Consider the following 23,160-nt stretch of genomic DNA (forward strand, 5'->3'; position numbering starts at 1 on the left):
GCAGGTGCGGCGACCGGAGGGCGGTGGCTCCGGGGGTTCCCGCTCGTGTGCGCCGTCTCGACCCCCGGCCACCGCACCCGTCGCCGCGGATCGGTCGCCAGGGCGTGAACGCCTCATGAAGTAAGGCCGGTCGCCCTGTGCGGACGCGTGCGCACCCGTGCACGCTTCGCAGAGGCACCACGCAACCACCCGTCCTACTGCCCGACTCCGCAGGAGGAGACCGCACCGTGCCCGTGACCCGAAAGAAGCAGGTGCACCTCGCAGCGCAGCTGCCCGGCATCAACAACGTGACCGTCTGGTCGGACCCACGCTCCGGGAGCCAGATCTCCATCGACTCCTTCACCCGGCTCGCGCGGACCGCCGAACGCGGCAAGTTCGACTTCTTCTTCCTCGCCGAGGGACTGCGGTTGCGCGAGCACAAGGAGCGGGTGTATGACCTGGACATCGTGGGACGCCCGGAGAACCTGACCGTGCTGAGCGCTCTGGCCGCCGTCACCACGCACCTCGGCCTCGCCGCCACGGTCAACGCCACTTTCAACGAGCCCTACGAGGTGGCGCGCAGGCTCGCGACCCTGGACCTGCTCAGTGGCGGGCGGGCCGCCTGGAACGTGGTCACCAGTTACGACGCGTTCACCGGCGAGAACTTCCGCCGGGGCGGCTACCTCCCGGAGGCCGACCGCTACACCCGGGCCGCCGAGTTCCTCAGCACGGCAAGGGAGTTGTGGGACAGCTGGGCCGAAGGCGACCTGAAGGCCGACGCGGCGACGGGAGAGTTCGTACGCGCAGGGGCCGGCCGTTTCGCCCACCGGGGCCCGCACTTCGACATATCCGGCCGGTTCACCACCCCGCCCGGCCCTCGAGGTCACCCGGTGATCATCCAGGCCGGCGAGTCCGACGCGGGCCGTGAGTTCGCCGCGTCCGACGCCGATGTCATCTTCAGCAGACACAACCGTATCGACGTGGCCCGGGAGTTCTACCGGGACGTGAAGCAGCGGCTGGCCGGATACGGCCGCAGCCCCGGCGAGCTGCTGATCCTCCCCACAGCCGGCGTGGTCGTCGCCGACACCGACGAGGAGGCCGCCGCCCACGCCGACGGGATCAGCCGCGAGCTGGTGAGCCCGCAGACCGCGATCGCCCACCTGGAGGCGGTCTGGGGACGGGACCTGTCCGCGTACGACCCCGACGGGCCGTTGCCCGACATCGAGCCGGAGGACGACGAGCACCTCCTGAAGGGGCATTCCGAGTTCCGTAAGGATCGGGGAGGGACGGCCCGGCGGTGGCGCAAGCTCGCGGCGGAGCGGAACCTGTCCATCCGAGAGCTTGTCGTCGAGGTCGGGGGGCGCCGGACGTTCGTCGGCAGTCCGCGCACGGTCGCCGACGCGATCGACCACTTCGTCCAGACCGATGGCGCCGACGGCTTCGTCCTCGTCCCCCACCTCGTTCCCGGCGGCCTGGACGACTTCGTGGCCCGGGTGGTGCCGCTGCTCCAGGAGAAGGGCGTCCACCGTGACGACTACAGCGGCACCACGCTCCGCGAGCACCTGGGCCTGTCCGACGTACCCCGCCCGGTCCGGCGACGCGCGTCGGACAGGCGCGACGAGAAGGAGACCTCCGCATGACCGGTACGGGCGGCGCCACCGGCACGACGGGCGCTGCCGGCGCTCCACTCCACCTCGCGGTCGCACTCGACGGTGCGGGCTGGCACCCGGCGGCCTGGCGCGAGGAGGGCGCCCGGCCCGGTGAGCTGCTCACCGCCGCGTACTGGGCCGATCTGGTCGCGGAGGCCGAACGGGGCCTTCTCGACTTCGTCACCTTCGAGGACGCCCTCGGGCTTCAGTCCGTCGCCTTCCACCGGCCCGACGACCGTACCGACCAGGTCAGGGGCAGCGTGGACGCGGTGCTGCTCGCGGCGTACCTCGCCCCGCTCACCACCCGCATCGGCCTGGTCCCGACCACGAACGTCACCCACACCGAACCGTTTCACCTCGCCATCGGCATCGCCACGCTCGACCACGCGAGCAAGGGCCGCGCCGGATGGCGCCCGCAGATCTCGTCTCGCGCGGCCGACGCCGCCAACTTCGGCCGTCGCACCACGCCCCAGGTCACGGAGGAGGACGTGACCGACTCCGAACTGATCGCCGAGCGGTTGCGAGAACTCTTCGCGGAGGGCGTCGATGTCGTGGAGGCGGCCCGGCGGCTCTGGGACAGCTGGGAGGACGACGCGGAGATACGGGACGCGGCGACCGGCCGTTTCATCGACCGCGACAAGGTCCACCACATCGACTTCCAGGGCGCGAACTTCAGCGTGAAAGGCCCCTCGATCACCCCGCGCAGCCCCCAGGGCCAGCCGCCGGTGGTGAGCCTGGCGCACGCCTCCACGCCGTACGGGTTCGCGGCTCTCAGCTCCGACGTCGTCCACATCACCCCGCACGGAAGGGCGGGCACGGTGGCGATCCTCGCCCAGGTCGACGAGGCGGTGAAGCGCACGGGAAGGGACGTGACGAACCGTCCGCTGAAGATCTTCGCCGATCTCCTCGTCCTGCTGGACGAGGAGCCGGGCGCGGCCGCCAGGCGCCTGGCACGCCTGGACGGGGTGGCCGGCACCGAACTCGGCTCCGACGCCGAGATATTCACCGGCACGCCCGGCGAACTGGCCGACCTCCTGCTCGACCGACGCACCGTCGGCCTGGACGGCTTCCGCCTGCGTCCGGGCACCCTGCCGCACGATCTGACGGCTGTCACCCGGGGACTGGTCCCGGAGCTGCAACGGCGGGGGGCGTTCCGCGAGAAGTACGAACACGGCACCCTGAGAGGCCACTTGGGCCTGCCGCGCCCCGCCGGACGCTACACGAAGGCGGGTTGACGGGCCCTGGAGGGAAGCAGCCCGATCCCGGGGCGGACACCGTGTGAGGGCCCCGGGCAGGATCCCGTCGTCATGCCCTCCCGCCCCGGTGCGCCCCCGAGCACCCGGCACCAGCAGCAGCTGACTTGGTGGACCGTCGGCCCGTCGACGGACCTGCCTCCCGCCCGGGCGCCGGGCCAGCCGGTGGATCGACGCGGTGAGGCGTGGCGGGGGGTGGGCCACGGACGCCATCGCGTGTAGCCTCCCACCAGCCGTCGGCGTGGGCAGGTCCGTGGCGCCGGTGAGGGCTTGCGTTCTCCAGGTGTACGGCGTGGTGTCACGAACCCACCCCCGTCCGGTACCCCGGGACCGCTGTCCTGGGGGCGCCCCTGACACCCCCACATCCAGAGGTCGTCACCCATGACAGAGCTCGACCGCCGCAGGTTCCTGCAGATCGCCGGAGGCACCGCCGCCTTCACGATGCTGAACGAGAGCATCGCGAGGGCCGCCGCCATTCCGGCGCAGGGCAGCACAGGATCGATCCAGGACATCGAGCACATCGTCGTCCTGATGCAGGAGAACCGTTCCTTCGACCACTACTTCGGGACGATGAAGGGGGTGCGAGGCCTCGGTGACCCCCGCCCGGTGCTCCAGGACAACGGCAGGTCCGTCTTCCACCAGTCCGACGGGACGAAGGACGTCCTCCCCTTCAACCCGCAGGTGGACGACCTCGGGATGCAGTTCCTCGAAGGCCTGGACCACGACTGGGCCGGTGGCCATCAGGCCTACAACAACGGCAAGTACGACAAGTGGGTGCCGGCCAAGACCCCCACGACCATGTCGCACATGACACGGAACGACATCCCCTTCCACTACGCCCTCGCCGACGCCTTCACCGTGTGCGACGCCTACCACTGCTCCTTCATCGGAGCCACCGACCCCAACCGCTACTACCTCTGGTCGGGCCACACCGGCAACGACAGGACGGGCGGCGGCCCGGTCCTCGGCAACCAGGAGGCCGGCTACGACTGGAAGACGTACCCCGAGCGGCTGGAGGCGGCCGGGGTCTCCTGGAAGGTCTACCAGGACATCGGTGACGGCCTGGACGCGGCCGGGTCCTGGGGCTGGATCAACGACGCCTTCCGCGGCAACTACGGCGACAACTCCCTGCTGTACTTCAACAGCTACCGCAACGCCCAGCCCGGCAGCGCTCTGTACGAGAAGGCCCGCACCGGCACCGACGTCAAGGCGGGCGGCACCTACTTCGACCGGCTGCGCGCGGATGTGACGGACGGAACCCTCCCGGAGATCTCCTGGATCGCCGCCCCCGAGGCCTTCAGCGAGCACTCGAACTGGCCCACGAACTTCGGCGCCTGGTACATCTCGCAGGTCCTGGACGCGCTGACGGCGAACCCGGCGGTGTGGGCGAAGACCGCCCTGTTCATCACCTACGACGAGAACGACGGCTTCTTCGACCACGTGGTGCCGCCGTACCCGCCGGCCTCCTCGGCCTGGGGCCTGTCCACGGCGGACGTGTCGAAGGACCTGTACACGGGCGGCGGGGGTTACGCGGCGGGCGCGTACGGGCTCGGCCCGCGCGTGCCGATGATCGTGGTCTCACCGTGGAGCAAGGGCGGCTACGTCTGCTCCGAGACCTTCGACCACACCTCGGTGATCCGCTTCATGGAGAAGCGCTTCGGGGTGGGGGAGCCCAACATCTCGCCGTGGCGCCGCGCCGTCTGCGGGGATCTGACCTCGGCGTTCGACTTCGCCCGTGCGGACATTGCTCCCGCAGCCCTGCCCTCCACGGCCGGGTACGTGCCGCCGGACAGGAACCGGCACCCCTCCTACCGGCCGACCCCGCCGCCCACGGGCGCGCTGCCGAGCCAGGAGGCGGGCTCCAAACTGACGCGGGCCCTCGGCTACAGCCCGTACGTGGACGGCCGGGCCACCGTCTCCACCGGCAAGTTCACCCTGACCTTCTCCGGCGGACCCACTCTGGGCGCCCACTTCCACAGCACCTCGGGGAACCGTACGGACGGCCCGTGGCCCTACACCGTCGAGGCGGGCAAGACCCTCTCGGACACCTGGAGCACCAGCGCTTCCACCGGCAACCGGATCGATCTCACCGTATGGGGCCCGAACGGCTTCCTGCGGACCTGGCGGGGCCTCGCGAAGACCACCGGCCCCGAGGTCACCGCCCGCCACCTGACAGCCGGCGGCAACCTCGCGCTCAGCATGACCAACTCCGCCCGCAGCGCGGTCAACCTGACGGTGACCAACACCTACGACGGTGCGGCCCAGACCTTCAAGGTCAACCCCGGTGCGACCGTCTCCCACACGGTCGCCCTGCGCACCACCGCCCGCTGGTACGACGTCGAGGTCGTCTCCGACACCGACGCGACCTTCCTGCGCCGCTTCGCCGGTCACGTGGAGACCGGCGAAGCGGGGGTCTCCGACCCGGCAATCAGGACGGACTGACGCAGCCCCCGGCCACCGGGGCCCGGCCGACCGGCGCCGTGGCGGTCACCAGGTGACAGGGAGGGAGTGGAGGCCGTAGATGAGGGCGTCGTACTTGAAGGGAGTGGCGTCGAGGCCGTCGACGGCCCGGAGGGTGGGGATGCGGCGGAAGAGGGTGGGATAGATGACCTGCAGTTCCATGCGGGCCAGTGGCTGGCCGACGCAGTGGTGGCTGCCGGCGCCGAACGCCTGGTGCTGACGTGCGTTGCGGGTGATGTCGAGGCGGTCGGGCTCGGGGAAGACCGAAGGATCGCGGTTGGCGAGTTCGCCGAGGAGGATGACGCCGTCCCCGGCGCGGATGGTGTGGCCGGCGATCTCGATGTCCTCCAGGGCGGTACGGCGTCGGCCGAGGTGGACGATGGAGAGGTAACGCAGGAGTTCCTCGACGGCGTCACGGACGACGGCTGGGTCGTCGGTGTCGCGGATCAGGGCGAGTTGACCGGGGTGCTGGAGGAGCAGGAGCGTACCCAGGCTGATCATGTTCGCGGTGGTCTCATGGCCGCCCAGGAGGAGGAGCACACCCATCGTGGCGGCCTGGCGGCGGGTGAGTTCGCCGCTCTCGATCCGTGTGCAGAGGCTGGACAGCAGATCGTCGCCGGGTTCGACGAGCTTGCGGCCGACGAGCTCGTCGAGGTAGGTGGCGAGGTTGGTGTGGGCCGCCTGGCGTTCCTGGGGAGTGGCGACGGCGGAGACGATGGCCTTGCTGTTGACCTGGAAGAACTCGTGGTCCTCGTAGGGGACTCCGAGCATCTCGGAGATGACGAGGGAGGGGATCGGCAGCGCGAGCGACTGGACGAGGTCGGCCGGTTTGGGACCATCGAGGAGGGCGTCGACGAAGTCGTCGGCCATCCTCTGCACCCGGGGGCGCATCGCCTCGACCCGTTTGATGGTGAACGCGCCGCTGACCATGCGGCGCAGCTGCGCGTGCTCGGGGTCGTCCATGCCCACGAAGCTCAGGTCGGCACTGCCCGTGTGGGCGTGCGCCGGGTCCACGGGGCTGGGGTAGCCCGGCCTGGAGAACTCGACGCTCAGACGGGCGTCGGACAGCAGCGCCTTCTGTTCGGCGTGCCCGGTCACGGCCCACGGGGTGCTGCCGCCCCAGGAGCGGACCGGGGTCAGCGGGCCGTACCCGGACAGCGCCCGCATACCGGGCGAGGGGGCGAAAGGGCACTCCGAGGAGCGCGGCGGGGGGAAGTCGGGGATCTCGGGAGCGCCTGTTTCGGAGGTGGCTGGCGTGCTGGTCACGGTTTTCTCCGGTGGGTGGGGACGCCCTCGCCGTAGTGGGGGGCGGGAGGCGTGCGCGGATCAGTCAGAGGTGGGCGGGCGACGGAAGCGTGCGAGCTGAGGCCCTTGTGGGCCGTCGGCGACGGGCTTTCGAGTCGGTCGCGCGGGGGCCGGTGATGTGGATGGTCGGTCCGAGGGGGCGACGCGTGCCGGGTCCCCGGCGCGAGCGTTCGGTCACCGCGGGGCGGCAGCCGCAGCGGGGGTGTACCTGTCGGTGAGGTGACGGCGTTGCAGGCGGGCCTGTTTGGGCATGTTCCAGCCGAGCACGGCGACGGGGCCGCCCTCCCCGTCGTGGTACTGCGCGACGAACCGGCCCTGCTCCGTGCCACCTTCGACGATGTGCACGGTGGACGTCGGTGTGGGCAGCCCGTGCACCTGGATCTTGACGTCGAACTGGTCGGTCCAGAAGTAGGGCACGGGGGTGTAGGGACGGTCCTCGCCCATGATGTTCGACGCGACCAGCACGGCCTGCTCGGTGGCATTCGTACGGTTCTCGGACCGGAGCGTCCGGTCGAGGACCTCGTGGTGGAAGCGGGCCACGTCCCCGGCGGCGTAGATCCCCTCGGCGGCGCGGCAGCGCGAGTCGCACACCACGCCGTCCTCCAGGACCAGCCCGCTGCCGGCCAGCCAGTCGGTGGCGGGAGTGCTGCCGACCGCCGCGACGACGAGGTCCGCGGGGATGGCCGCGCCGTCCACGGGCCGTACACCGGCCACCCGTCCGCCGGCCGTCTCCAGCGCCTCCACCAGGGTGTCCGGCCGCAGTCGCACCCCGCGTCCCGTGTGCAGCGAGGCGAGCAGCCGGGCGATGTCGTGGCCCAACTGTGCCCGCATCGGCGCCGCCTGCGGACCCGCGAGCGTCACGTCGGCGCCCATGAGGCGTGCGGTGGCGGCGGTTTCGGCGCCGAGTACCCCGTCGCCGACGACCACCACCTTCCCGGCCTCCAGCAGCTCTCCGCGGAGCCGGGCGGCGTCGTCGAGGGTCCGCAGCACGTGAACGCCTGCCGTGCCCGAAAGACCCGGCAGTCGGCGGGCGCGCAGTCCGGTGGCCAGCACGATGGCCTCCGCCGCCAGCTCCGCCCCGCTCTCGGTGCGCACGGTTCGTGCGGCGGCGTCGAGGGACAGCGCGCGATCACCGAGGACGAACTCCGTCTCCAGGGAGTCCAGTACGTCACGGGTGCGCAGGTGTGTGCGCTCGGCGTCCCACGTCCCCGCGAGTATCTGCTTCGACAGGGGCGGCCGGTCGTACGGTACGCGGTCCTCGTCGCCGAGTAACGTGATCCGTCCGCGATAGCCCTTGCGGCGCAGGCTCTCCACGACGGTGAGACCTGCGGCCCCCGCCCCCACCACGAGTACGTCCGACGGGGTGTTCACGCGTCCTCATGGAGCTGGATGGCGGCGGCGGGGCAGATGTCGGCGGACTCCCGGACCACCTCGTGCCGGTCGGCCGGAGGCGCGGCGTCCAGAAGGACGACGATGCCGTCCTCGTCCCGCTGGTCGAACACCTCCGGGGCGATCATGACGCACTGGCCGGCACCGCAGCACTTCTCCTCGTCGACGGTGATCTTCATGGTCTCTCCCTTGTCGCTGTTCCGGATCGATCTGTTCTGGGTGGTCCTCAGCGGCCGGTGGTGGGTGCGGCGAGCAGTCCCACCAGTGCGTCCTCCAAGGCGTCGGCGGTGCGCTCCCACGACATGCCTGGATCCGCCGGGTTCTCGGCCAGGGCGAGTTCGCGCTCTGCGCAGGTGTGGGTGATGAGGTGGCGTGCCATGTCCGCGCGGGCGGGACGGATCTCGGGGGGCACGATGTCGTACAGGCAACGACCCAGCCCCTGGAGGGTGCGGCGCAGGCTGTCACGGGTGAGGGCCTCGTCCGCCACCAGCGCCCGCATCAGCGGGTCGGCCATCACCTGCATGGCGAACCGTGCCTGCCAGGAGGGGGCCCCGAGGCCGGCGAGGTGATCGGTCACCGGGCGCAGCAGACAACGTACCCAGTCCCGCACGTCGGTGCTGTCGCCGGCGGCCTCCACGTAACGTCTGCGGATCACGTCGACGTGCGTGCCGTGTTTGCTCATGATGGCCCGCACGAGCGTTGTCCTGCTGCCGAAGTGGTAGCTGACGGCGGTGTTGTTGCCCTGGCCCGCCGCCTCGCTGATCTGGCGGTTGGAGACGCTCGACAGACCGTGCTCGGCATAGAGGCGCTCGGCCGCCGCCATGATCGCCTCGCGTGTGCCGGCGCCGCGGCCGGTGCGGGGCGGGTCGGCCGGCGGTCGCATCCGCGCCTCCTGGACTTCGCTGATGGCTGCCTCCCTGAGTTCGCGCTTCCGATCACTAGACACCACGTCCCCGTTCTAAATCAATCGACTGACTTAATTGCGTGCGCGAGTGACCGGAAACGTGTCCAGGGCCGCCCGGGCGGCGCGTGACGCCGATGCGCCGACCTGTGGTCGCGCCCGGTTCCACCCGGCCCATTGCGCCCGCAGTGGCGCTCTGTCCCGCCCCTGGAGGCCGCCGGGAGGTGGGGTGCGGCCGTGGGTGACATTGCAAAGTGTCACTAAGTGACATAGTGTCGTTTGAGGACGAGTGAAGGAGGGTGGCGAAGCCCCATGGCGACGACGAAGCGCGGTTCAGGTGCGATGAGTGAGCAGCGGCGCACGCGGCTGCGGCTGGAGATCTCACGGGAGGCGGCGCGCCTGTTCTGGGAGCAGGGTGTGGCTGCCACGAGTGGTGACCAGATCGCCGAAGCCGTGGGCCTCTCCACGCGGTCCATCTGGCGGCACTTCCGCAGCAAGGAGAGCTGCGCCGAGCCGGTCGTCATGCAGGGGGTCGTCACCCTGATGTCGGTGCTGCGCAGCTGGCCCCGGCAGAGTTCCCTCGAAGACCATCTGGGCGCGGAGCTGGTCAGGCTCCGGGACGGGTCGCCGCCCGTCGATCTCGCCGACGAGATGCTCGCGATGAAGATGATCCGGCTCGCGGACACCGAACCTGCCCTGCGTACGGCGTGGTTGATGGCCTGTGATCAGGCCGAGCACCAGATGCGTGGGATCATCGGCGACCGTCTGGGTCTCCCGGCGGACGACCTCACGGTACGACTGCACGCATCGGCGGCGGCGTCGGTCATCCGGGTCCTGGACGAGCACATCGGTGCCGCCGTCCTCGCCGGCGCCGATCTCACGGAGTTCGGCGACGTGCCCGCTCTCGCCCGGCGCTACAGCCACGCGATCCGCACGGCCACGAGCGGAGTCGTCGGCGACCCCGTCGCCTGAGGGCGTCGAGCCTGCGAGGGCGCCGACCGAACCGTGAACGCGAACACGTACACCTACACGAAATGGAGTGTCCCCATGTCCACGGTGTCCACGGTCCCGAACGAGGTTCCACACCTCTCCGTCGAGGACTTCTTCGCCCCGCCCGTCCGCATCGGTGCGTCGCTCTCACCCGACGGTGCCAGGATCGCCTTCCTGGCACCGTGGCGGGACCGCCTCAACGTGTGGGTGCAGGAGACCGGTTCGGACGACGAGGCACGGTGCGTCACCGCCGACGACAACCGAAGCGTGCACGTCTACCACTGGACGGACGATCCGCGGTGGCTGCTCTACGAGCAGGACGGCGACGGCGACGAGAACTGGCACATCTACCGGGTCGATCTGGAGGACCCCGAGGCCCGGGCCGTCGACCTCACCCCCTTCCCCGGAGCCACCGCCGTCGGGTTCGAGATGACGGCCTCCCGCCCGGGCAAGGCGCTCCTGCACCTGAACCACAGGAATCCCGTCGAGTTCGACCTCTACGAGGCGGACATCGCCACGGGTGAACTGACGATGCTGGCGCAGAACCCGGGCCAGATCGCCGGGTTGATGTACACGCCCCACGGCGGCCTGTACGCCCAGATCTGGACGCCCGACGGCGGCATCGAGCTGGTGGAGTGCGACACCGTGACGGGGGAGCGGCGTCCGGTCGCCACGTTCGACGGTTCCGACTACCCCCTGGGCATCGCTCCCTTCCAGCTCACCCCGGACGGCACCGGAGTGTGGGCCGGATCCAACCGGGACAGCGACAGGACCCGCCTGGTCCGGCTCGATCTCGCCACCGGTGAGGAGACCGAGGTCGACAGCCACCCGGACCTCGACCTCGACACGCGTTCCTCCGTCTTCCCCACCCTGCCGTCACCCCTCATCCTGGACCGGCGGACCGGAGAGCTGCTCGGGGTGCGCTATCTCGGCGAGCGACAGGTCATCCATGCTGTCGACCCGCACTTCGCCACGGTGCTGAAGAACCTGGAGAAGCTGTCCGACGGGGACCTGGCTGCCGTGTCGTCCGACCGGAGCGGACAGCGCTGGGTCGTGAGTTTCACCCATGACCGCGACCCCGGCGTCACCTACCTCTACGAGCACTCCACAGGGACGAGCCGCCTGCTCTTCCGGCCGTTTCCGCACCTGGATCCCGCGGTGCTGGCCCCGATGAAGCCGGTCACGATCACCTCGCGCGACGGGCTGGCACTCCCCTCCTACCTGACGCTGCCCGTGGGGGTGGAGCCCAAGGGGCTGCCGATGGTGCTCCTGGTCCACGGTGGCCCATGGCACCGCGACAACTGGAAGTTCGACCCCACCGCCCAGTTCCTGGCGAACCGCGGCTACGCGGTGCTCCAGGTCAACTTCCGCGGCTCCACCGGATTCGGCAAGAGCTTCCTCAGGGCGGGCATCGGGGAGCTGGCCGGGAAGATGCACGACGACCTCATCGACGGCGTCGAATGGGCCGTCGACGAGGGCTACGCGGACCGGGACCGAGTCGCGATCCTCGGTGGCTCCTACGGGGGCTACGCCACACTGGTCGGCGTCAGTTTCACCCCCGACGTCTTCGCCGCCGCCGTCGACTTCTGCGGCATCTCCAACCTGGTCACCTTCCTGCGGACGGTGCCGGACTTCGTGAAACCGCAGCTGTTCAACAACTGGTACCTCTATGCGGGGAACCCCGATGACCCCGCGCAGGAGGCGGACCTGTTGGCCCGTTCGCCCATCAGCCGGGTGGACCGGATCCGCACACCTCTGATGGTGGTGCAGGGCGGTAACGACGTCCGCGTCGTCAGGGCCGAGTCCGACCGGATCGTGGAGGCGCTGCGTGCCCGGGGCGTCGAGGTCGAGTACATGGTCAAGGACAACGAGGGCCACGGCTTCGTGAACGCGGACAACAACATCGACATGTACCGGATGGCCGACCGCTTCCTCGCCCGCCATCTGGCGGGCCGGCCGGACGCGGCGTAACCCTCGGCCACCCGGGCCCCACCCCGGTACAGGCCGCCGGACGTCCGGCCGGCAGCCGTGTGTGCCGGTCAGCACGTGCAGAGAAGTTCCCCCACCACTCAGTGAGTTGATTGCGCATCATGACTGAATCCGTACGTCCCACTCGCCGCCCGGCCGCCGACTCGGCCACCCACCAGGTCGTCGAACCTCCGGAGCAGGACCCCGCCACGGCCCCGAAGGCCGTGCAGACTCCGCTGCAGCAGATGGGCGGGGCCTCAGGACTGGTGTACACGATGTTGCCGATCGTGGCCTTCGTGCTCGCCAACGCCTCCCTCGGCCTCATGCCCGCCATCGGCACCGCCATCGCCTTCGCACTGGGGCTCTCCGCACTGCGTCTCGTGCGAAAGGAACCGGTCCAGCCGGCTCTCTCCGGTCTGTTCGGCGTCGCGGTCGCCTCGTTCGTCGCCTGGAAGACCGGATCGGCCAAGGGGTTCTTCCTGTTGGGCATCTGGTCGAACCTCCTCCTGGGCGGGATCTTCCTCCTCTCGGTCCTCGTGCGCCGCCCGCTGGCCGGAATAATCTGGGGCGCGCTCAACGGAACGGCGTCCACCTGGTTGAAGGACAAGCCGTCGCGGCGCTACTACGACATCGCGACGCTTGCCCTCACCGGTGTCTTCGCCGCCAGGTTCGTCGTGCAGCAGTGGCTGTACGAGGAGAACGCCACCGGCTGGCTCGCCTTCGCGAAGATCGCGATGGGCTACCCGCTGCTCGCTCTGGCCCTCCTGGTGGTCGTATGGGCAGCCCGGAGCTCCGGCCGACGGCTGAAGGCCCGGCCCGCGCATCCGCCCGTCGCAGACGCCTGACCGCTTCGAACCGCATGACGGCGTCGCGCTCGGTGGCGCCGATCCGTCGGCGGTCACCCCGGACGAGCTGACCATGGCGTGTTCGCGGCGGAAGTCGAGGTGACCAGGCAGCTGGGGCGCATGAGAGCCCTGCTCGTGTGGCGGCCGGCCCCCGCGCGGCTGACGCGCGGGGGCTGTTGCCAGCTGGGCACATGCCCCGCAGGGGTATACATTCCGAGTACGGGTGGGGCGGGTGGACACTGGAATTCGGATGGGGACGAGCGGCATGGACCACAGCGCGCATCACTCCGGTACCGGGCAGGAGCACCCCGTCCCCGAGGGCCGCGGGGGCAAGAGCCGCGGGGCATCCTGGCCGACGGCGGCGAAGGCGACGCTGCACTGCCTGACGGGGTGCGCCGTCGGCGAGATTCTCGGCATGGTCATCGGCACCGCCCTGCTGTGGGGCAACGTACCGACCATGATCCTCGCGATCGCCCTGGCCTTCGTCTTCGGCTACTCGTTCACCCTCTTCGCGGTGCTGCGTGCAGGGGTATCCGTCAAGGCCGCGGTCAAGGTCGCGCTGGCCGCCGACACCGTGTCCATCGCGGTGATGGAACTGGTCGACAACACCATCATCGCCCTGACGCCGGGGGCGGTGGACGCAGACCTGTCCGACAGCCTGTTCTGGTATTCGCTGCTGGGTGGCTTCGCCGTGGCGTTCGTGATCACTACCCCGGTCAACAAGTGGATGATCGGCCGCGGCAAGGGGCACGCCGCCGTTCACGAGTACCACTGACGCGCACAGGCGCCGCGGCAGGTGGACCCGTGACGGTCGACAAGCCACTCGGCACGCTCTGCCCCGGTCGTGTCAGGCGTGGCCTCGGGTCCGAAATCAGGAACCTCGGCCGGCCCGGCTCATCAGGTCGAAGAAGGTGTCGCCGCGGACGATTTCGAAGGGGGCGCCGAGCAGATCCGCGAGTTCGGCGATGTCGCTGGGCGTCCAGCTCCAGGCGTTGACGGCGCCGGCGATGAACAGCGGCGCAGTGCCGTCCCAGCCCTCGATGTGCCGCAGCAGCCCGTCCCTGTACTCCGCGGCCTTTCCCTGCGGAAAGAAGTTGCCGATCACGTGCAGTCCCGCAGGGCGGATTCGGAGGTCGCCGGTCTCCCAGGACTGGATGACGCCGCGCAACGGGGTGTTCTTCCGGTAGGAGCGGGCGACGCGCTCGTCGAAGGGGATCCATCCGTCGCCCGCCGCGGCACGCGGGTTGTACGCGTACACCAGGTCCATGCCGGTCCGGCGCAGATAGCGTCCGGTGAGTTCGGTGTACGCGTCCAGGGCACTCTCGGGCCAGGAGCCGGGATAGGTGTAGCCGGCCCCGGACGGGCCCGCGATCAGCAGGTCGTTCTCGGTCGCGGTGCTCCGGTAGTGCGCCAGCAGCGCGGGGCCGATGTCCGCGAGCAGCGGGCTGACGGTCCAGTTGACCGGTACGCGGCCCCTCTTCGGGTCGTCCCAGATGTTCCGCATACGACGTTGGCAGTACTGGAGGTTGTCGCCCTCGCCGACCGTGAGGGTGAGGTAGACGCGGTTGCGGAGCGCGGCTGTCGGCCTCGGCGGGACCTTGTCCGAGACCTTCACGGGGACGCCGGCGTGCACGGTGCCGTTCATGTAGTAGTCGGCGGGCACCACTTCGATGCCGTGCCGAGAGGCGCGGTCGACACCACCCCACTCTCCCGCCACATCGTCGGAGAACCAGCCTGCGTAGGGGGTGGTGGGCTCGACCCGGCTGAAGACCTCGTCGAGGAGTGCCCCCGTCTCGCCGGACGGAGGCAGCCAGACGACCATGGCCCGGCTCGCGACGGCGTAGTCCCGGAAGTACGGGAACGGCTCGACCCTGGTCGGCGCGGTGGTGGTGGCGGAGACGAGGAACTGGTTCCACAGGTCGACCTCGACCAGGAGCCGCTGCGTGCCGGCCGGCGGGGTGAAGTGGTAGACGAAGGACCCGCCGCCGTCGCAGAACCGGTTGGCGTTCTCGCCGAGGGAGGAGTTCGAGCCGTCGAAGAGGTACGGCGCCTCGGCGGGGGTGCCCGGCGCGAAGGAGGCCGTCACCAGGTCGCCGTCGGCGGTCACCTTGACCGAGCCTACCGAGGCGCCCCAGCCGTCGTCGCCGAGCGAGTCCTGGAAACGCAGGTAGACGCCCTCCCCGCCGGAGAGTTCCGGGCTCAGGTCGAAGGTGCGGACCCGCCGGTTCGACCCGTCGCGGACGCGCTCGGTCTCCCGTGCGAGCTCGCGCCACCGCACGTCGTCCGCCCGGACCGTCCGGGTGGGCGGGAGCCCGACCAGGAGGGTGCGGGTGCAGCGTGGGAACAGATGGTCCAGCTGCCAGCGGTACGTGGCGAGCGCGTCGTCCGCCTCGAAGCGGCCCCGCAGATCGCCGACCGTTCTCAGGCGGTGCTCGCGGGCCTGCTCGGCGGTTGCGACGACGGCGTTCTCCAGGCCGGCCAGCGTGGTCGCCACGTTCACCGAGTCAGGGACGCCGGGGTCGTGCAGGATCGCTCCGCGTATCTCACCTCGGTAGCGGGCCACGAGGTCCAGCGCCTCGTCGTGACGTGTGACCGAGGCGCCGGTACCGGGCAGCCAGCGGAAGTCGACGCCGTCGGCGTCGAAGTTGAAGTAGAGGCGTGGACGGCGGCGGTTGACGACACCCTGAAGGGTCGTCAGCAGCAGTTGGTCGTTCCCGCCGAGGGAGCTGATGTCGGCGACGTCGAGCCGGGTGGGGCGGCCGAAGGACGGCAGGAGAGGGGCCGAGTCACCGGCCACTGTCGCGCCGGCGCGACCGGGCAGGGAGATTCCCGGCCCACCGCCCGCGAGGGCTGCTCCGCCTGCTTGCAGAAGAGTTCTCCGGGACACCATGGACGATCACCACTCCTTGGGGAGAGACCTCGTGACATCGTTGTCAAGCAAGGGGAGAACGTATCGGCAGGGTGAGGCGTTGTCCATGGTGCGCACGGGAATCCCCGGAGGAGCGTTTCCTCTCCCTGCCTCCGTGTGGCAGGTGATCAGCGCATTGACGGACAATCGTGGACCGGCCGACGGTGTCGGTCGTCGCGTCGACGGACCAGGAGAGTGCCTGTGCGCCTGTTGCTCACTTCCGACACGCACCTGCCCAAGCGGGCAGGGCGGCTGCCCGCCCCGCTCCTCGCCGAGATGGACGCGGCCGATCTCGTGATCCACGCCGGTGACTGGGTGGACGCGGCGACTCTGGACCTGTTCGAAGCTCGTGCGCGGCGCCTCGTGGGTGTCTTCGGCAACAACGACGGGCCGGAGCTGAGGTCCAGGCTCACCGAGATCGCACGGGTGGAGTGCGAAGGGCTCCGCTTCGGCGTCGTGCACGAGACGGGGGTGTCACAGGGGCGCGAGAAACGGTGTGCGGACCGCTTCCCCGATCTCGACGTCCTGGTGTTCGGACACAGCCACATCCCGTGGGACACCACCGCCCCCGGGGGCCTGCGACTGCTCAATCCGGGGTCGCCGACCGACAGGCGCCGGCAGCCGTACTGCACGTACATGACCGTTGAGGTCGCGGAGGGCCGGATCGTCGACGTGGAGCTGCACCGCGTTCCGCCTCGTGTCTGACGAACCACGCGGTGCGCGGCGTGGCCGGGAAGGGGCCACCCCGGCCGCGCCGCGCGGTGTTCCGCACGAACTGTGGGCAGGTCACCAGTCGTGGACCGACCCGTCGTGCAGCCGGTTGACCGGGAGGTAGGCCGCTTCGTAGGGGTGAGCGGCCGCCAGACCCTCGTCCAGATCCACCCCGATGCCCGGTGCCTCGCCGGGGTGCAGGTAGCCGTCCTCGAAGGTGTAGGCGTGGGGGAACACCTCCTCGGTGAGCGGGGTGTGGCCCGAGTACTCCTGGATGCCGAAGTTGTGCACCGCGAGGTCGAGGTGGACGGCCGCGGCCATGCCGACCGGGGAGATGTCCTCCGGCCCGTGTATCGCGCTCTTGATCTGGTACTGCGCCGCGAAGTCGAAGAGCTTGCGCAGCGGAGTGACCCCGCCGAAGTGCGTGACGGCGGAACGTACGTAGTCGATCAGCTGCTCGGTGATGAGGGCCTGGTAGTCGTACACCGTGTTGAAGACCTCGCCGATGGCCAGTGGCGTGGTGGTGTGGCGGCGCACGACGCGCAGCGCCTCCTGGTTCTCCGCGGGCGTGCAGTCCTCGAGCCAGAAGAGGTGGTAAGGCTCCAGGTCCTTGCCGAGACGGGCGGCCTGGACCGGTGTGAGCCGGTGGTGCGCGTCGTGCAGGAGGGGCAGCTCGGGGCCGAACTCGGCGCGTACGGCCTCCAGCACGTTCGGCATGTGGCGCAGATAGGCGTCGGTGTCCCAGTCCTCCACCAGCGGCCGGGCCTGCTGGTGCAGCACGGGCGAGCCGCTGTCGTCCGTGCTCGACACGCCGTAGACCGCCTTCAGCCCGGGAATGCCTGACTGCACGCGGACGGCGGGGTAGCCCTCGGCGAGACGGGCCCGGACCGAGTCGAGGAGCTCGGGGATGTCGCGGCCGTTGGCATGGCCGTAGGTTCCCACGCGGTCCCGGCTCGCGCCGCCGAGAAGCTGGTAGAGGGGGAGACCCGCGGCCTTCGCCTTGATGTCCCACAGGGCGACGTCGACGGCGGCGATCGCGGCCATCGTCACCGGTCCGCGCCGCCAGTAGGCACCCCTGTACAGGGACTGCCAGGTGTCCTCGACGCGGTGCGGGTCGAGGCCCACGAGGAGGGGCGCCACGTGGTCCTCCAGGTAGCTGACCACGGCCAGTTCACGGCCGTTCAGGGTGGCGTCCCCGAGGCCGGTGAGTCCCTCGTCGGTCGTCAGCTTGAGGGTGACGAAGTTGCGGCCGGGGCTGGTGACGAGGACCTTCGCGTCGACAATTTTCATGGGGGTACTTTCTTTCCGAATGCGGTGGTGAGGGTCGTTCAGCCCTTGGTGGCGCCGGAGGTCAGGCCGGCCACCAGGTATTTCTGTCCGAGTACGGCGGCGAGGACCACCGGGACGGTGATGAGCGTCGCGGCGGCCATCAGGCCGCCCCAGTCGGTGCTCGCGTACGAGATGAAGTTGAAGAGGGTCACCGGCACGGTCTGGGTGCGGTCGTCGGCGAAGATCAGCGCGAACATGAAGTTGTTCCAGCTGAAGACGAAGGCGAGCAGCGAGGCGGTCGCCGTCCCGGGGGCCGCGAGGGGCAGTGCGATGCGCCAGAACGCTCCGAAGGCGCTCAGCCCGTCGGTGCGCGCGGCCTCCTCCAGTTCGACCGGCAGGCCGGCGAAGAAGCTGATCATGATCCACATGATGAGCGGGACGGAGACGAACATCTGGCTGAGGATCAGCACGGTGTAGGAGCCGACGAGGCCCATCTGCGCGAACAGGTAGTACCAGGGGACCAGCAGCGAGATGGCCGGCACGATGCGCGCGACCAGGATCAGCGACCCGGTGCGGTGCATGCCGAAGCGTCCGACCGCCCACGCGGCCGGCACCGCGATGATCGCGGACAGCACGGTGGAGACCACACCGACCAGCAGGGAGTTGCCCATGGACCGCAGGATCTGTCCGGCCTCGACGATGCTCCGGAAGTTCTCGAGGGTGGGGCTGAACCACAGGCCCACGGAGGGATCGGTCACCTGGACGTTGGTCTTGAACGCGGCGGCGAACATCCACACCAGGGGGAGTGCGAAGACGAGCGTCACGACGGCGATGGCGATGCCGCGCAGCCAGGACCGTACCGTGCGCCGGCGCAGATGTGCCGTGACGGGTGCGGGGGTGACGGTGGCACTCATGCGGTCTTCCTTCCGCTCCGGCGGCGCAGCAGCACCACGACGCCGATGATGAAGAGCGTGAACAGCACCAGGACGGCGGCGGCCAGGCCGTACTCCTGGTAGTCGAAGGTGAGCCCGTAGGCGTAGACGTTCAGGGTCTCCACCTCGAAGTCCGAGCCGCCTCCGGCACCTTTGGTGGCGTAGAGGATGTCGAAGGTCTTCAGGGCGTCGACGGCGCGCAGCACCAGAGCGGTGGCCAGTGTCGGCCCGAGCATGGGCAGCACGACGTACCGGAACCGTTGCCAGCCGTTCGCCCCGTCGACGCGGGCCGCCTCCTCCGGCTCCTCGGGCAGCGTGGTCAGCCCGGCGAGCAGCAGCAGGGTCATCATGGGTGTCCACTGCCAGACGTCGATGAGCATGAGGGTCGGCAGCGACTGGCTGACGGAGCCGAGGAACTCCTGCCGGGGCAGACCGATTCCGGCGAGCAGGTGGTTGGCTATGCCGTTGGTCGGGTCGAGGATCAGCAGCCAGAGGATGCCGATCGCCACCGGCGTGGTGAGCAGCGGGATGATCAGGACCGTACGCACCCACCGCATGCCCCGGAACGGCTTGCGCATGAGCATCGCCAGGGCGAGGCCGAGGGCCGTCTCCAGGACCACCGCCCCGACGGTGAAGACCAGGGTGCGCTGCGCGGCGGGCCAGAACCTGCGGGTGTCACCGAGGGCGTCGGTGAAGTTCTGCAGGCCGACATACGCCTTGCCCGCGTTCACCGCGCCGAAGGCATCGGTCAGGCTGAGGCCGACGGTGTAGACGAGCGGGAAAACGATCATCAGGCCGACGAACAGCAGAGCCGGGGAGAGCATCGCCCACTTCAGCCGCCGGTTGGCCTGTTCGAAGGTGCGGGGACGTCGCGCGGGGGCCGGCCCGGTGCCGGACGCGGCGGCCGGGCGGGCAGGGGAGACCTCTGTGGTGGACATCAGGACTCCTTGTGGCGGTTGTCGCGGACGAGGAAACCGGCGAACTCCGCGTGGGCGTCCCGGGCCACAGGCCGTACGTCGTTGCCGAGGATGCCCGCGACCAGCGGGCGCCCGACGATGTCCCGGGCCCGCCCGACCTGCAGCACGCGGGGCCTGTCGTAGCCAAGGCCCCGCTCCGCGTTGAGCCTCATCGCCTCCGCGAGGTCCGGCGGGAAGGAGGCCAGGGACGCGGGATCGGACCACACCGAGGTACGGGCGCCGGGGATGCCGTCCTTCTGGAGGGCCGCGGTCATCTCGCTCCCGGCGGCCCACCTGATGAACTCCCAGGCGTCGTCGCGCAGCAGGCTGAACTCGCTGATACCGAGGCTCCAGGACGGGATGTTGTGCGGCCGGGCTCCGGCCGGTCCGGCCGGGAAGGGCGCGAAGCCGACGGTCTCACGCACGGTCGACACCTTCGGGTCGAGAAAGCTGCTGTAGATCGCGTCGGCGTCGATGTAGAAGGCCGCCTTGCCCTGAGCGAAGATCGGCATGGCCTGTTCGAGGCTCATGTTGGTGGCGCCGGGCGGCCCCGTGCTCGCGAGCAGCCTGCCGTAGTACTCGTACGCGGCAAGGGCTTGCGGAGTACCGATCCCCGACTTGCCGTCCACGACGAAGTCCCCGCCGTGCGAGTACAGGAAACTCGACCACTGGGATACGGCGCCGCTGCGCTGGCCCCGGCCGACGAAGCCGTAGAAGCCCCGCTTCCTGTCGGCGAGTTCCTGGGCGGCCGACATCAACCGCGCCAGGGTGGGCGGCGGTCCGCCGAGGTCCTCCACGAGGTCCTTGCGGTAGTACAGCGCCGGGCGCTCGGTCACCACCGGGACGCTCAGTACCTTCCCCCCGGAGGAGGAAGCCTCGCGCGGGGCCTTCTGGAAGTCCGCCCAGGCGAAGCCCTCGTCCTGCGTGACGCGGTCGCTCAGATCGGCCAGCCAGCCGTTGTGCGCGAAGAGCAGCTGCTCCTGGAGCGCGCGGACCATCATGACGTCCACGTCGGTACCCGACGCGTTGAGCTTCACGTTGTAGCTGCTCGCCAGCTGGTCAGCGGTGAGCAGAGTCATGGAGACCCGCCGCCCGATGCGCTCCTCGAACTCCTCCGTCCGGCGCCGGATCGCCTGGGACCACACGTGGTTGATCGCCATGATCCGCAACGGGGTGCCGGATGACGGCCGCCCGCCCCCGGTCGTACACGCGCCGAGCGCCCCCATCCCGGCAGCTCCCGCGACTCCCGCCGCCAGCCTGCCGAAGGAGCGCCGGCTGAGGAGCTGGCTGCTCGTGGACATCGTCGTCCTCGTCTCTCTGCGCTGTGGTGCCTCGTGCTCGCCGGGGGCACCGTGCCTCCGTGGGAGCTCCGCTTCTCTGGTTCAACTGGTAGGACCAGTTGAACCAGAGGGACGTTAGCAGGAGGGACGCGCGCCGAACAGCCCTTTCACGGGCCGGATCCGGCAAGGTGCCTGCGAACCTGCCGGCACAGGGAGCGGGGATACAGCCTGCTCAGGGTGGCGGTCGCGGGTTCTACTCGCTCGCCCTGCCGGTGCCGTACCGGTTTCCGGTGTCGTCGAGCAGCGCTTCGATGTGGTTGCGCGCCATGATGTCGACCTGGACGTCGAGATCCGGTCCGTAGGTGCGCAGACCGAGCATCAGGTGCTCACGCATGCGTTCACAGGCCAGGTCCGCGTCGCGCGCCTCGATCGCCTCGAAGATCTCGGGGTGGTGCGGGACGCCGGGCTCGCCGATCGAGGGGTCGGAGTTGGACCGCAGCATCATCTCGAACATCATCCCGCTGATCGACGAGAGCATGATCCTCAGTACCGGGTTCCTGCTCGCCTCGGCGATGGCGTCGTGGAACGCCATGTCGGCACGGGCCTTGACGACGACATCGCTCGCCGACTCGAGGGTGTCCCGCGCCGACCTCAACGCCTCGATGTCCTCGTCCGTCGCGTGCTCGGTCGCCAGGCGTACCGTTTCGACCTCGAGCGGCAGCCGGGCTTCGATCAGCTGTCTGACGGTGGGCCGGCCGGCGCGGTACAACGCGTCGTACCCCCTGGCCTGCCCCGGAGTCTGCTCCCGCACGAAGGAACCGCGGCCCGGCGCGACCTCGATCAGGTGCTGGGCCTCGAGTCGCCGCAGCACCTCGCGCACGACGTTCCTGCTGGCGCCGAACTGCGACGCGAGCTCGCGCTCCGAGGGGAGCTTCGTCCCTACGGAGATGTCACCGGACCGGATGTCGTGCTCGAGTTCCCGTGCGATCCGTTCCGTCAGCAGCCCACGCTGGGCGGGAGCCGCGGGCCGGCCGGACCGAGCGGAGGAGGAAGAGGCGGACGGCTGCATCCCCGCAGCGTACAGGCCGGTCGGAGGCGGTACACGGCCGATCGGACCGTCGCCGGAGCGCAGTGCGGTCCGCCGGCTTCGGCCTACCGGAATCCACCCTGTGCCGATCACCTCATCGGCGCCGGCCGAGTCGGAGCCGAGGGCGGCGGGAGATCGGACGGGACCGGGCGGAAGCGACGTTTGCGCCTACTGCCCCTTGGGGACGGACACGCCGGCCCGGGTGGCGTCCGTGCCCCAGCTCGCGAGCAGCCGGAGTGCCTCGGCGGACGCGCTGCCCGGCTCCGCGTGATAGGCGACCACCGACTGTTCCGCGTCGTCGGGCAGAGCGAACGTCTCGAAGGAGAGCGCCAGCCCACCCACCAGCGGGTGGTGCAGCCGCTTGATGCCGTGGCTCTTCTCCTTGACGTCGTGCCTGGCCCACAACCGCCGGAACTCCTCGCTCTTCACGGACAGTTCGCCGACGAGCGCGGAGAGGCGGGGATCGTCGGGGTGGCAACCCGCGTCCATCCGCAGGTAGCTGACGATGTCCGCGGCCTTCTGGTCCCACTCCATGAACAGCTCGCGGTACTCCGGGTTCAGGAACACCAGGCGAGCCCAGTTCCGCTCCTGCGGAGGCAGCTGCGACCAGTCACCGAACACCGCCGCGGCCATCCGGTTCCAGGCCAGGATCTCCGAACGCCGACCGACGACGTACGCGGGAATGCCTTCCATGGTGTCGAGCAGCTGACAGAGGGTCCCACGCACCCGCTGCTGGCGCGCCGCCCCTCTCTTGCGGTGCTGCTTGGGCTTGGCGAGGTGCGTGAGATGCGCCTGCTCGGCATCCGTCAGCCTGAGTGCGGAGGCGATCGCGCCCAGCACCTCACCGGAGACGTTCTGCCCGTTGCCCTGCTCGAGGCGTGTGTAGTACGCCACGGACACCCCGGCCAGCTGGGCCAGCTCCTCGCGGCGCAGCCCCGGGACCCGACGGTGCCGCCCGAAGTCGGGCAGACCCACGTCCTCCGGTTTCAGCCGTGCACGCCTGCTGCGCAGGAACTCGCTGAGCTCCGCGCGCCGGTCCAGGGTGTGCCCCGCATCGCCGCCGTGAGCATGGTCACGCACGGGACGCCGCTGGGATTCAGGCTGCTCCTCCATGAGTCCAGTATCCACGGTCGTACGCGCACCATCCTGACCCCGCCAGTAGTAGGACCGGCGGACGTAGGCACAACCGTGGCCTGGGTGAATCCTGTGAGGTGGGGCAGGCTGGACGGCATGCCCGGACCGAAAGCTGCCGGGCGCAGGACCACTCCCTAGGAGAAT

The 23,160-nt window shown here is 70.0% G+C and carries 19 protein-coding genes; 8 read left to right on the forward strand and 11 right to left on the reverse strand.

From position 1 onward, the window contains the following. Positions 1–227 precede the first annotated feature (227 nt). From ABZ441_RS18420 to ABZ441_RS18430, 3 genes are all read left to right on the forward strand, one after another. A complete protein-coding gene (locus ABZ441_RS18420) occupies positions 228–1,619 on the forward strand; it encodes an NtaA/DmoA family FMN-dependent monooxygenase (protein WP_358974824.1) in 1,392 nt (463 codons plus the stop codon). Further along, complete coding sequence (locus ABZ441_RS18425; RefSeq protein ID WP_358974827.1) at positions 1,616–2,863, forward strand: LLM class flavin-dependent oxidoreductase; 1,248 nt, start codon at positions 1,616–1,618, stop codon at positions 2,861–2,863. Before ABZ441_RS18420 ends, ABZ441_RS18425 begins: the two co-directional genes overlap by 4 nt. Before the next feature lie 399 nt (positions 2,864–3,262). Continuing rightward, the gene (locus ABZ441_RS18430) at positions 3,263–5,323 is read left to right on the forward strand and encodes a phosphocholine-specific phospholipase C (protein ID WP_358974830.1); all 2,061 of its coding nucleotides are present in this window, start codon (positions 3,263–3,265) and stop codon (positions 5,321–5,323) included. Between the two features lie 45 nt (positions 5,324–5,368). On the opposite strand, the gene ABZ441_RS18435 is transcribed toward ABZ441_RS18430, so the two are convergent. The 4 genes from ABZ441_RS18435 to ABZ441_RS18450 all read right to left on the reverse strand — a co-directional run bounded on the left by ABZ441_RS18435 (position 5,369) and on the right by ABZ441_RS18450 (position 8,918). Next, positions 5,369–6,607, reverse strand: coding sequence for a cytochrome P450 (locus ABZ441_RS18435; RefSeq protein WP_358974832.1), 1,239 nt, complete (start codon positions 6,605–6,607; stop codon positions 5,369–5,371). 213 nt (positions 6,608–6,820) lie between these two features. Continuing rightward, positions 6,821–8,017 (reverse strand): FAD/NAD(P)-binding oxidoreductase, encoded by a 1,197-nt coding sequence (locus tag ABZ441_RS18440; protein ID WP_358974835.1) that lies wholly within the window; start codon positions 8,015–8,017, stop codon positions 6,821–6,823. Then, positions 8,014–8,214: a ferredoxin gene (locus ABZ441_RS18445; protein WP_358974838.1), complete on the reverse strand. Its 201-nt coding sequence runs from the start codon at positions 8,212–8,214 to the stop codon at positions 8,014–8,016. Before ABZ441_RS18445 ends, ABZ441_RS18440 begins: the two co-directional genes overlap by 4 nt. Before the next feature lie 47 nt (positions 8,215–8,261). Then, positions 8,262–8,918, reverse strand: a complete 657-nt coding sequence (locus tag ABZ441_RS18450) for a TetR/AcrR family transcriptional regulator (RefSeq protein WP_358974840.1) — start codon at positions 8,916–8,918, stop codon at positions 8,262–8,264. Positions 8,919–9,248: 330 nt separating this feature from the next. On the opposite strand from ABZ441_RS18450, the gene ABZ441_RS18455 reads away from it, so the two are divergent. From ABZ441_RS18455 to ABZ441_RS18470, 4 genes are all read left to right on the forward strand, one after another. Continuing rightward, positions 9,249–9,908, forward strand: coding sequence for a helix-turn-helix domain-containing protein (locus ABZ441_RS18455; protein ID WP_358974842.1), 660 nt, complete (start codon positions 9,249–9,251; stop codon positions 9,906–9,908). Between the two features lie 75 nt (positions 9,909–9,983). Then, entirely contained in the window at positions 9,984–11,897 is a 1,914-nt protein-coding gene (locus tag ABZ441_RS18460; RefSeq protein ID WP_358974845.1) for a S9 family peptidase, read from the forward strand. Between the two features lie 119 nt (positions 11,898–12,016). After that, a complete protein-coding gene (locus tag ABZ441_RS18465; protein WP_358974849.1) occupies positions 12,017–12,739 on the forward strand; it encodes a DUF3159 domain-containing protein in 723 nt (240 codons plus the stop codon). A gap of 265 nt (positions 12,740–13,004) precedes the next feature. Next, positions 13,005–13,514: a DUF4396 domain-containing protein gene (locus tag ABZ441_RS18470; RefSeq protein WP_358974852.1), complete on the forward strand. Its 510-nt coding sequence runs from the start codon at positions 13,005–13,007 to the stop codon at positions 13,512–13,514. A gap of 96 nt (positions 13,515–13,610) precedes the next feature. On the opposite strand, the gene ABZ441_RS18475 is transcribed toward ABZ441_RS18470, so the two are convergent. Then, positions 13,611–15,629, reverse strand: coding sequence for a GxGYxYP domain-containing protein (locus ABZ441_RS18475; protein WP_358974855.1), 2,019 nt, complete (start codon positions 15,627–15,629; stop codon positions 13,611–13,613). A gap of 219 nt (positions 15,630–15,848) precedes the next feature. Between ABZ441_RS18475 and ABZ441_RS18480 the strand changes: the two genes are divergently transcribed. Continuing rightward, positions 15,849–16,352: a metallophosphoesterase gene (locus ABZ441_RS18480; protein WP_358974858.1), complete on the forward strand. Its 504-nt coding sequence runs from the start codon at positions 15,849–15,851 to the stop codon at positions 16,350–16,352. Positions 16,353–16,433: 81 nt separating this feature from the next. Here ABZ441_RS18480 and manD read toward each other — a convergent pair whose 3' ends face one another. From manD to ABZ441_RS18510, 6 genes are all read right to left on the reverse strand, one after another. Further along, positions 16,434–17,648, reverse strand: coding sequence for a D-mannonate dehydratase ManD (manD, locus tag ABZ441_RS18485; RefSeq protein WP_358974861.1), 1,215 nt, complete (start codon positions 17,646–17,648; stop codon positions 16,434–16,436). A 38-nt stretch (positions 17,649–17,686) separates the two neighbouring features. Continuing rightward, positions 17,687–18,541, reverse strand: a complete 855-nt coding sequence (locus ABZ441_RS18490) for a carbohydrate ABC transporter permease (RefSeq protein ID WP_358974864.1) — start codon at positions 18,539–18,541, stop codon at positions 17,687–17,689. After that, a complete protein-coding gene (locus ABZ441_RS18495; protein WP_358974866.1) occupies positions 18,538–19,497 on the reverse strand; it encodes a sugar ABC transporter permease in 960 nt (319 codons plus the stop codon). The genes ABZ441_RS18490 and ABZ441_RS18495 overlap by 4 nt, the downstream gene beginning before the upstream one ends. Beyond that, positions 19,497–20,816, reverse strand: a complete 1,320-nt coding sequence (locus tag ABZ441_RS18500) for a sugar ABC transporter substrate-binding protein (protein ID WP_358974869.1) — start codon at positions 20,814–20,816, stop codon at positions 19,497–19,499. Before ABZ441_RS18500 ends, ABZ441_RS18495 begins: the two co-directional genes overlap by 1 nt. Before the next feature lie 232 nt (positions 20,817–21,048). After that, positions 21,049–21,864: a FadR/GntR family transcriptional regulator gene (locus ABZ441_RS18505; RefSeq protein ID WP_358974872.1), complete on the reverse strand. Its 816-nt coding sequence runs from the start codon at positions 21,862–21,864 to the stop codon at positions 21,049–21,051. 186 nt (positions 21,865–22,050) lie between these two features. Then, positions 22,051–22,995, reverse strand: a complete 945-nt coding sequence (locus ABZ441_RS18510) for a helix-turn-helix transcriptional regulator (RefSeq protein ID WP_358974875.1) — start codon at positions 22,993–22,995, stop codon at positions 22,051–22,053. Positions 22,996–23,160: the final 165 nt, after the last annotated feature.

The organism is Streptomyces sp. NPDC005752 (assembly GCF_040630715.1).
In the GTDB taxonomy this organism is placed as follows: domain Bacteria; phylum Actinomycetota; class Actinomycetes; order Streptomycetales; family Streptomycetaceae; genus Streptomyces.

Coding starts and splice junctions, on each gene's coding strand:
- ABZ441_RS18495 (WP_358974866.1), bottom strand. CDS start 19,497: ATGTCCACCACAGAGGTCTCCCCTGCCCGCCCGGCCGCCGCGTCCGGC.
- ABZ441_RS18425 (WP_358974827.1), top strand. CDS start 1,616: ATGACCGGTACGGGCGGCGCCACCGGCACGACGGGCGCTGCCGGCGCT.
- ABZ441_RS18505 (WP_358974872.1), bottom strand. CDS start 21,864: ATGCAGCCGTCCGCCTCTTCCTCCTCCGCTCGGTCCGGCCGGCCCGCG.
- ABZ441_RS18490 (WP_358974864.1), bottom strand. CDS start 18,541: ATGAGTGCCACCGTCACCCCCGCACCCGTCACGGCACATCTGCGCCGG.
- ABZ441_RS18445 (WP_358974838.1), bottom strand. CDS start 8,214: ATGAAGATCACCGTCGACGAGGAGAAGTGCTGCGGTGCCGGCCAGTGC.
- ABZ441_RS18430 (WP_358974830.1), top strand. CDS start 3,263: ATGACAGAGCTCGACCGCCGCAGGTTCCTGCAGATCGCCGGAGGCACC.
- manD (WP_358974861.1), bottom strand. CDS start 17,648: ATGAAAATTGTCGACGCGAAGGTCCTCGTCACCAGCCCCGGCCGCAAC.
- ABZ441_RS18460 (WP_358974845.1), top strand. CDS start 9,984: ATGTCCACGGTGTCCACGGTCCCGAACGAGGTTCCACACCTCTCCGTC.
- ABZ441_RS18455 (WP_358974842.1), top strand. CDS start 9,249: ATGGCGACGACGAAGCGCGGTTCAGGTGCGATGAGTGAGCAGCGGCGC.
- ABZ441_RS18450 (WP_358974840.1), bottom strand. CDS start 8,918: ATGCGACCGCCGGCCGACCCGCCCCGCACCGGCCGCGGCGCCGGCACA.
- ABZ441_RS18500 (WP_358974869.1), bottom strand. CDS start 20,816: ATGTCCACGAGCAGCCAGCTCCTCAGCCGGCGCTCCTTCGGCAGGCTG.
- ABZ441_RS18475 (WP_358974855.1), bottom strand. CDS start 15,629: ATGGTGTCCCGGAGAACTCTTCTGCAAGCAGGCGGAGCAGCCCTCGCG.
- ABZ441_RS18465 (WP_358974849.1), top strand. CDS start 12,017: ATGACTGAATCCGTACGTCCCACTCGCCGCCCGGCCGCCGACTCGGCC.
- ABZ441_RS18470 (WP_358974852.1), top strand. CDS start 13,005: ATGGACCACAGCGCGCATCACTCCGGTACCGGGCAGGAGCACCCCGTC.
- ABZ441_RS18510 (WP_358974875.1), bottom strand. CDS start 22,995: ATGGAGGAGCAGCCTGAATCCCAGCGGCGTCCCGTGCGTGACCATGCT.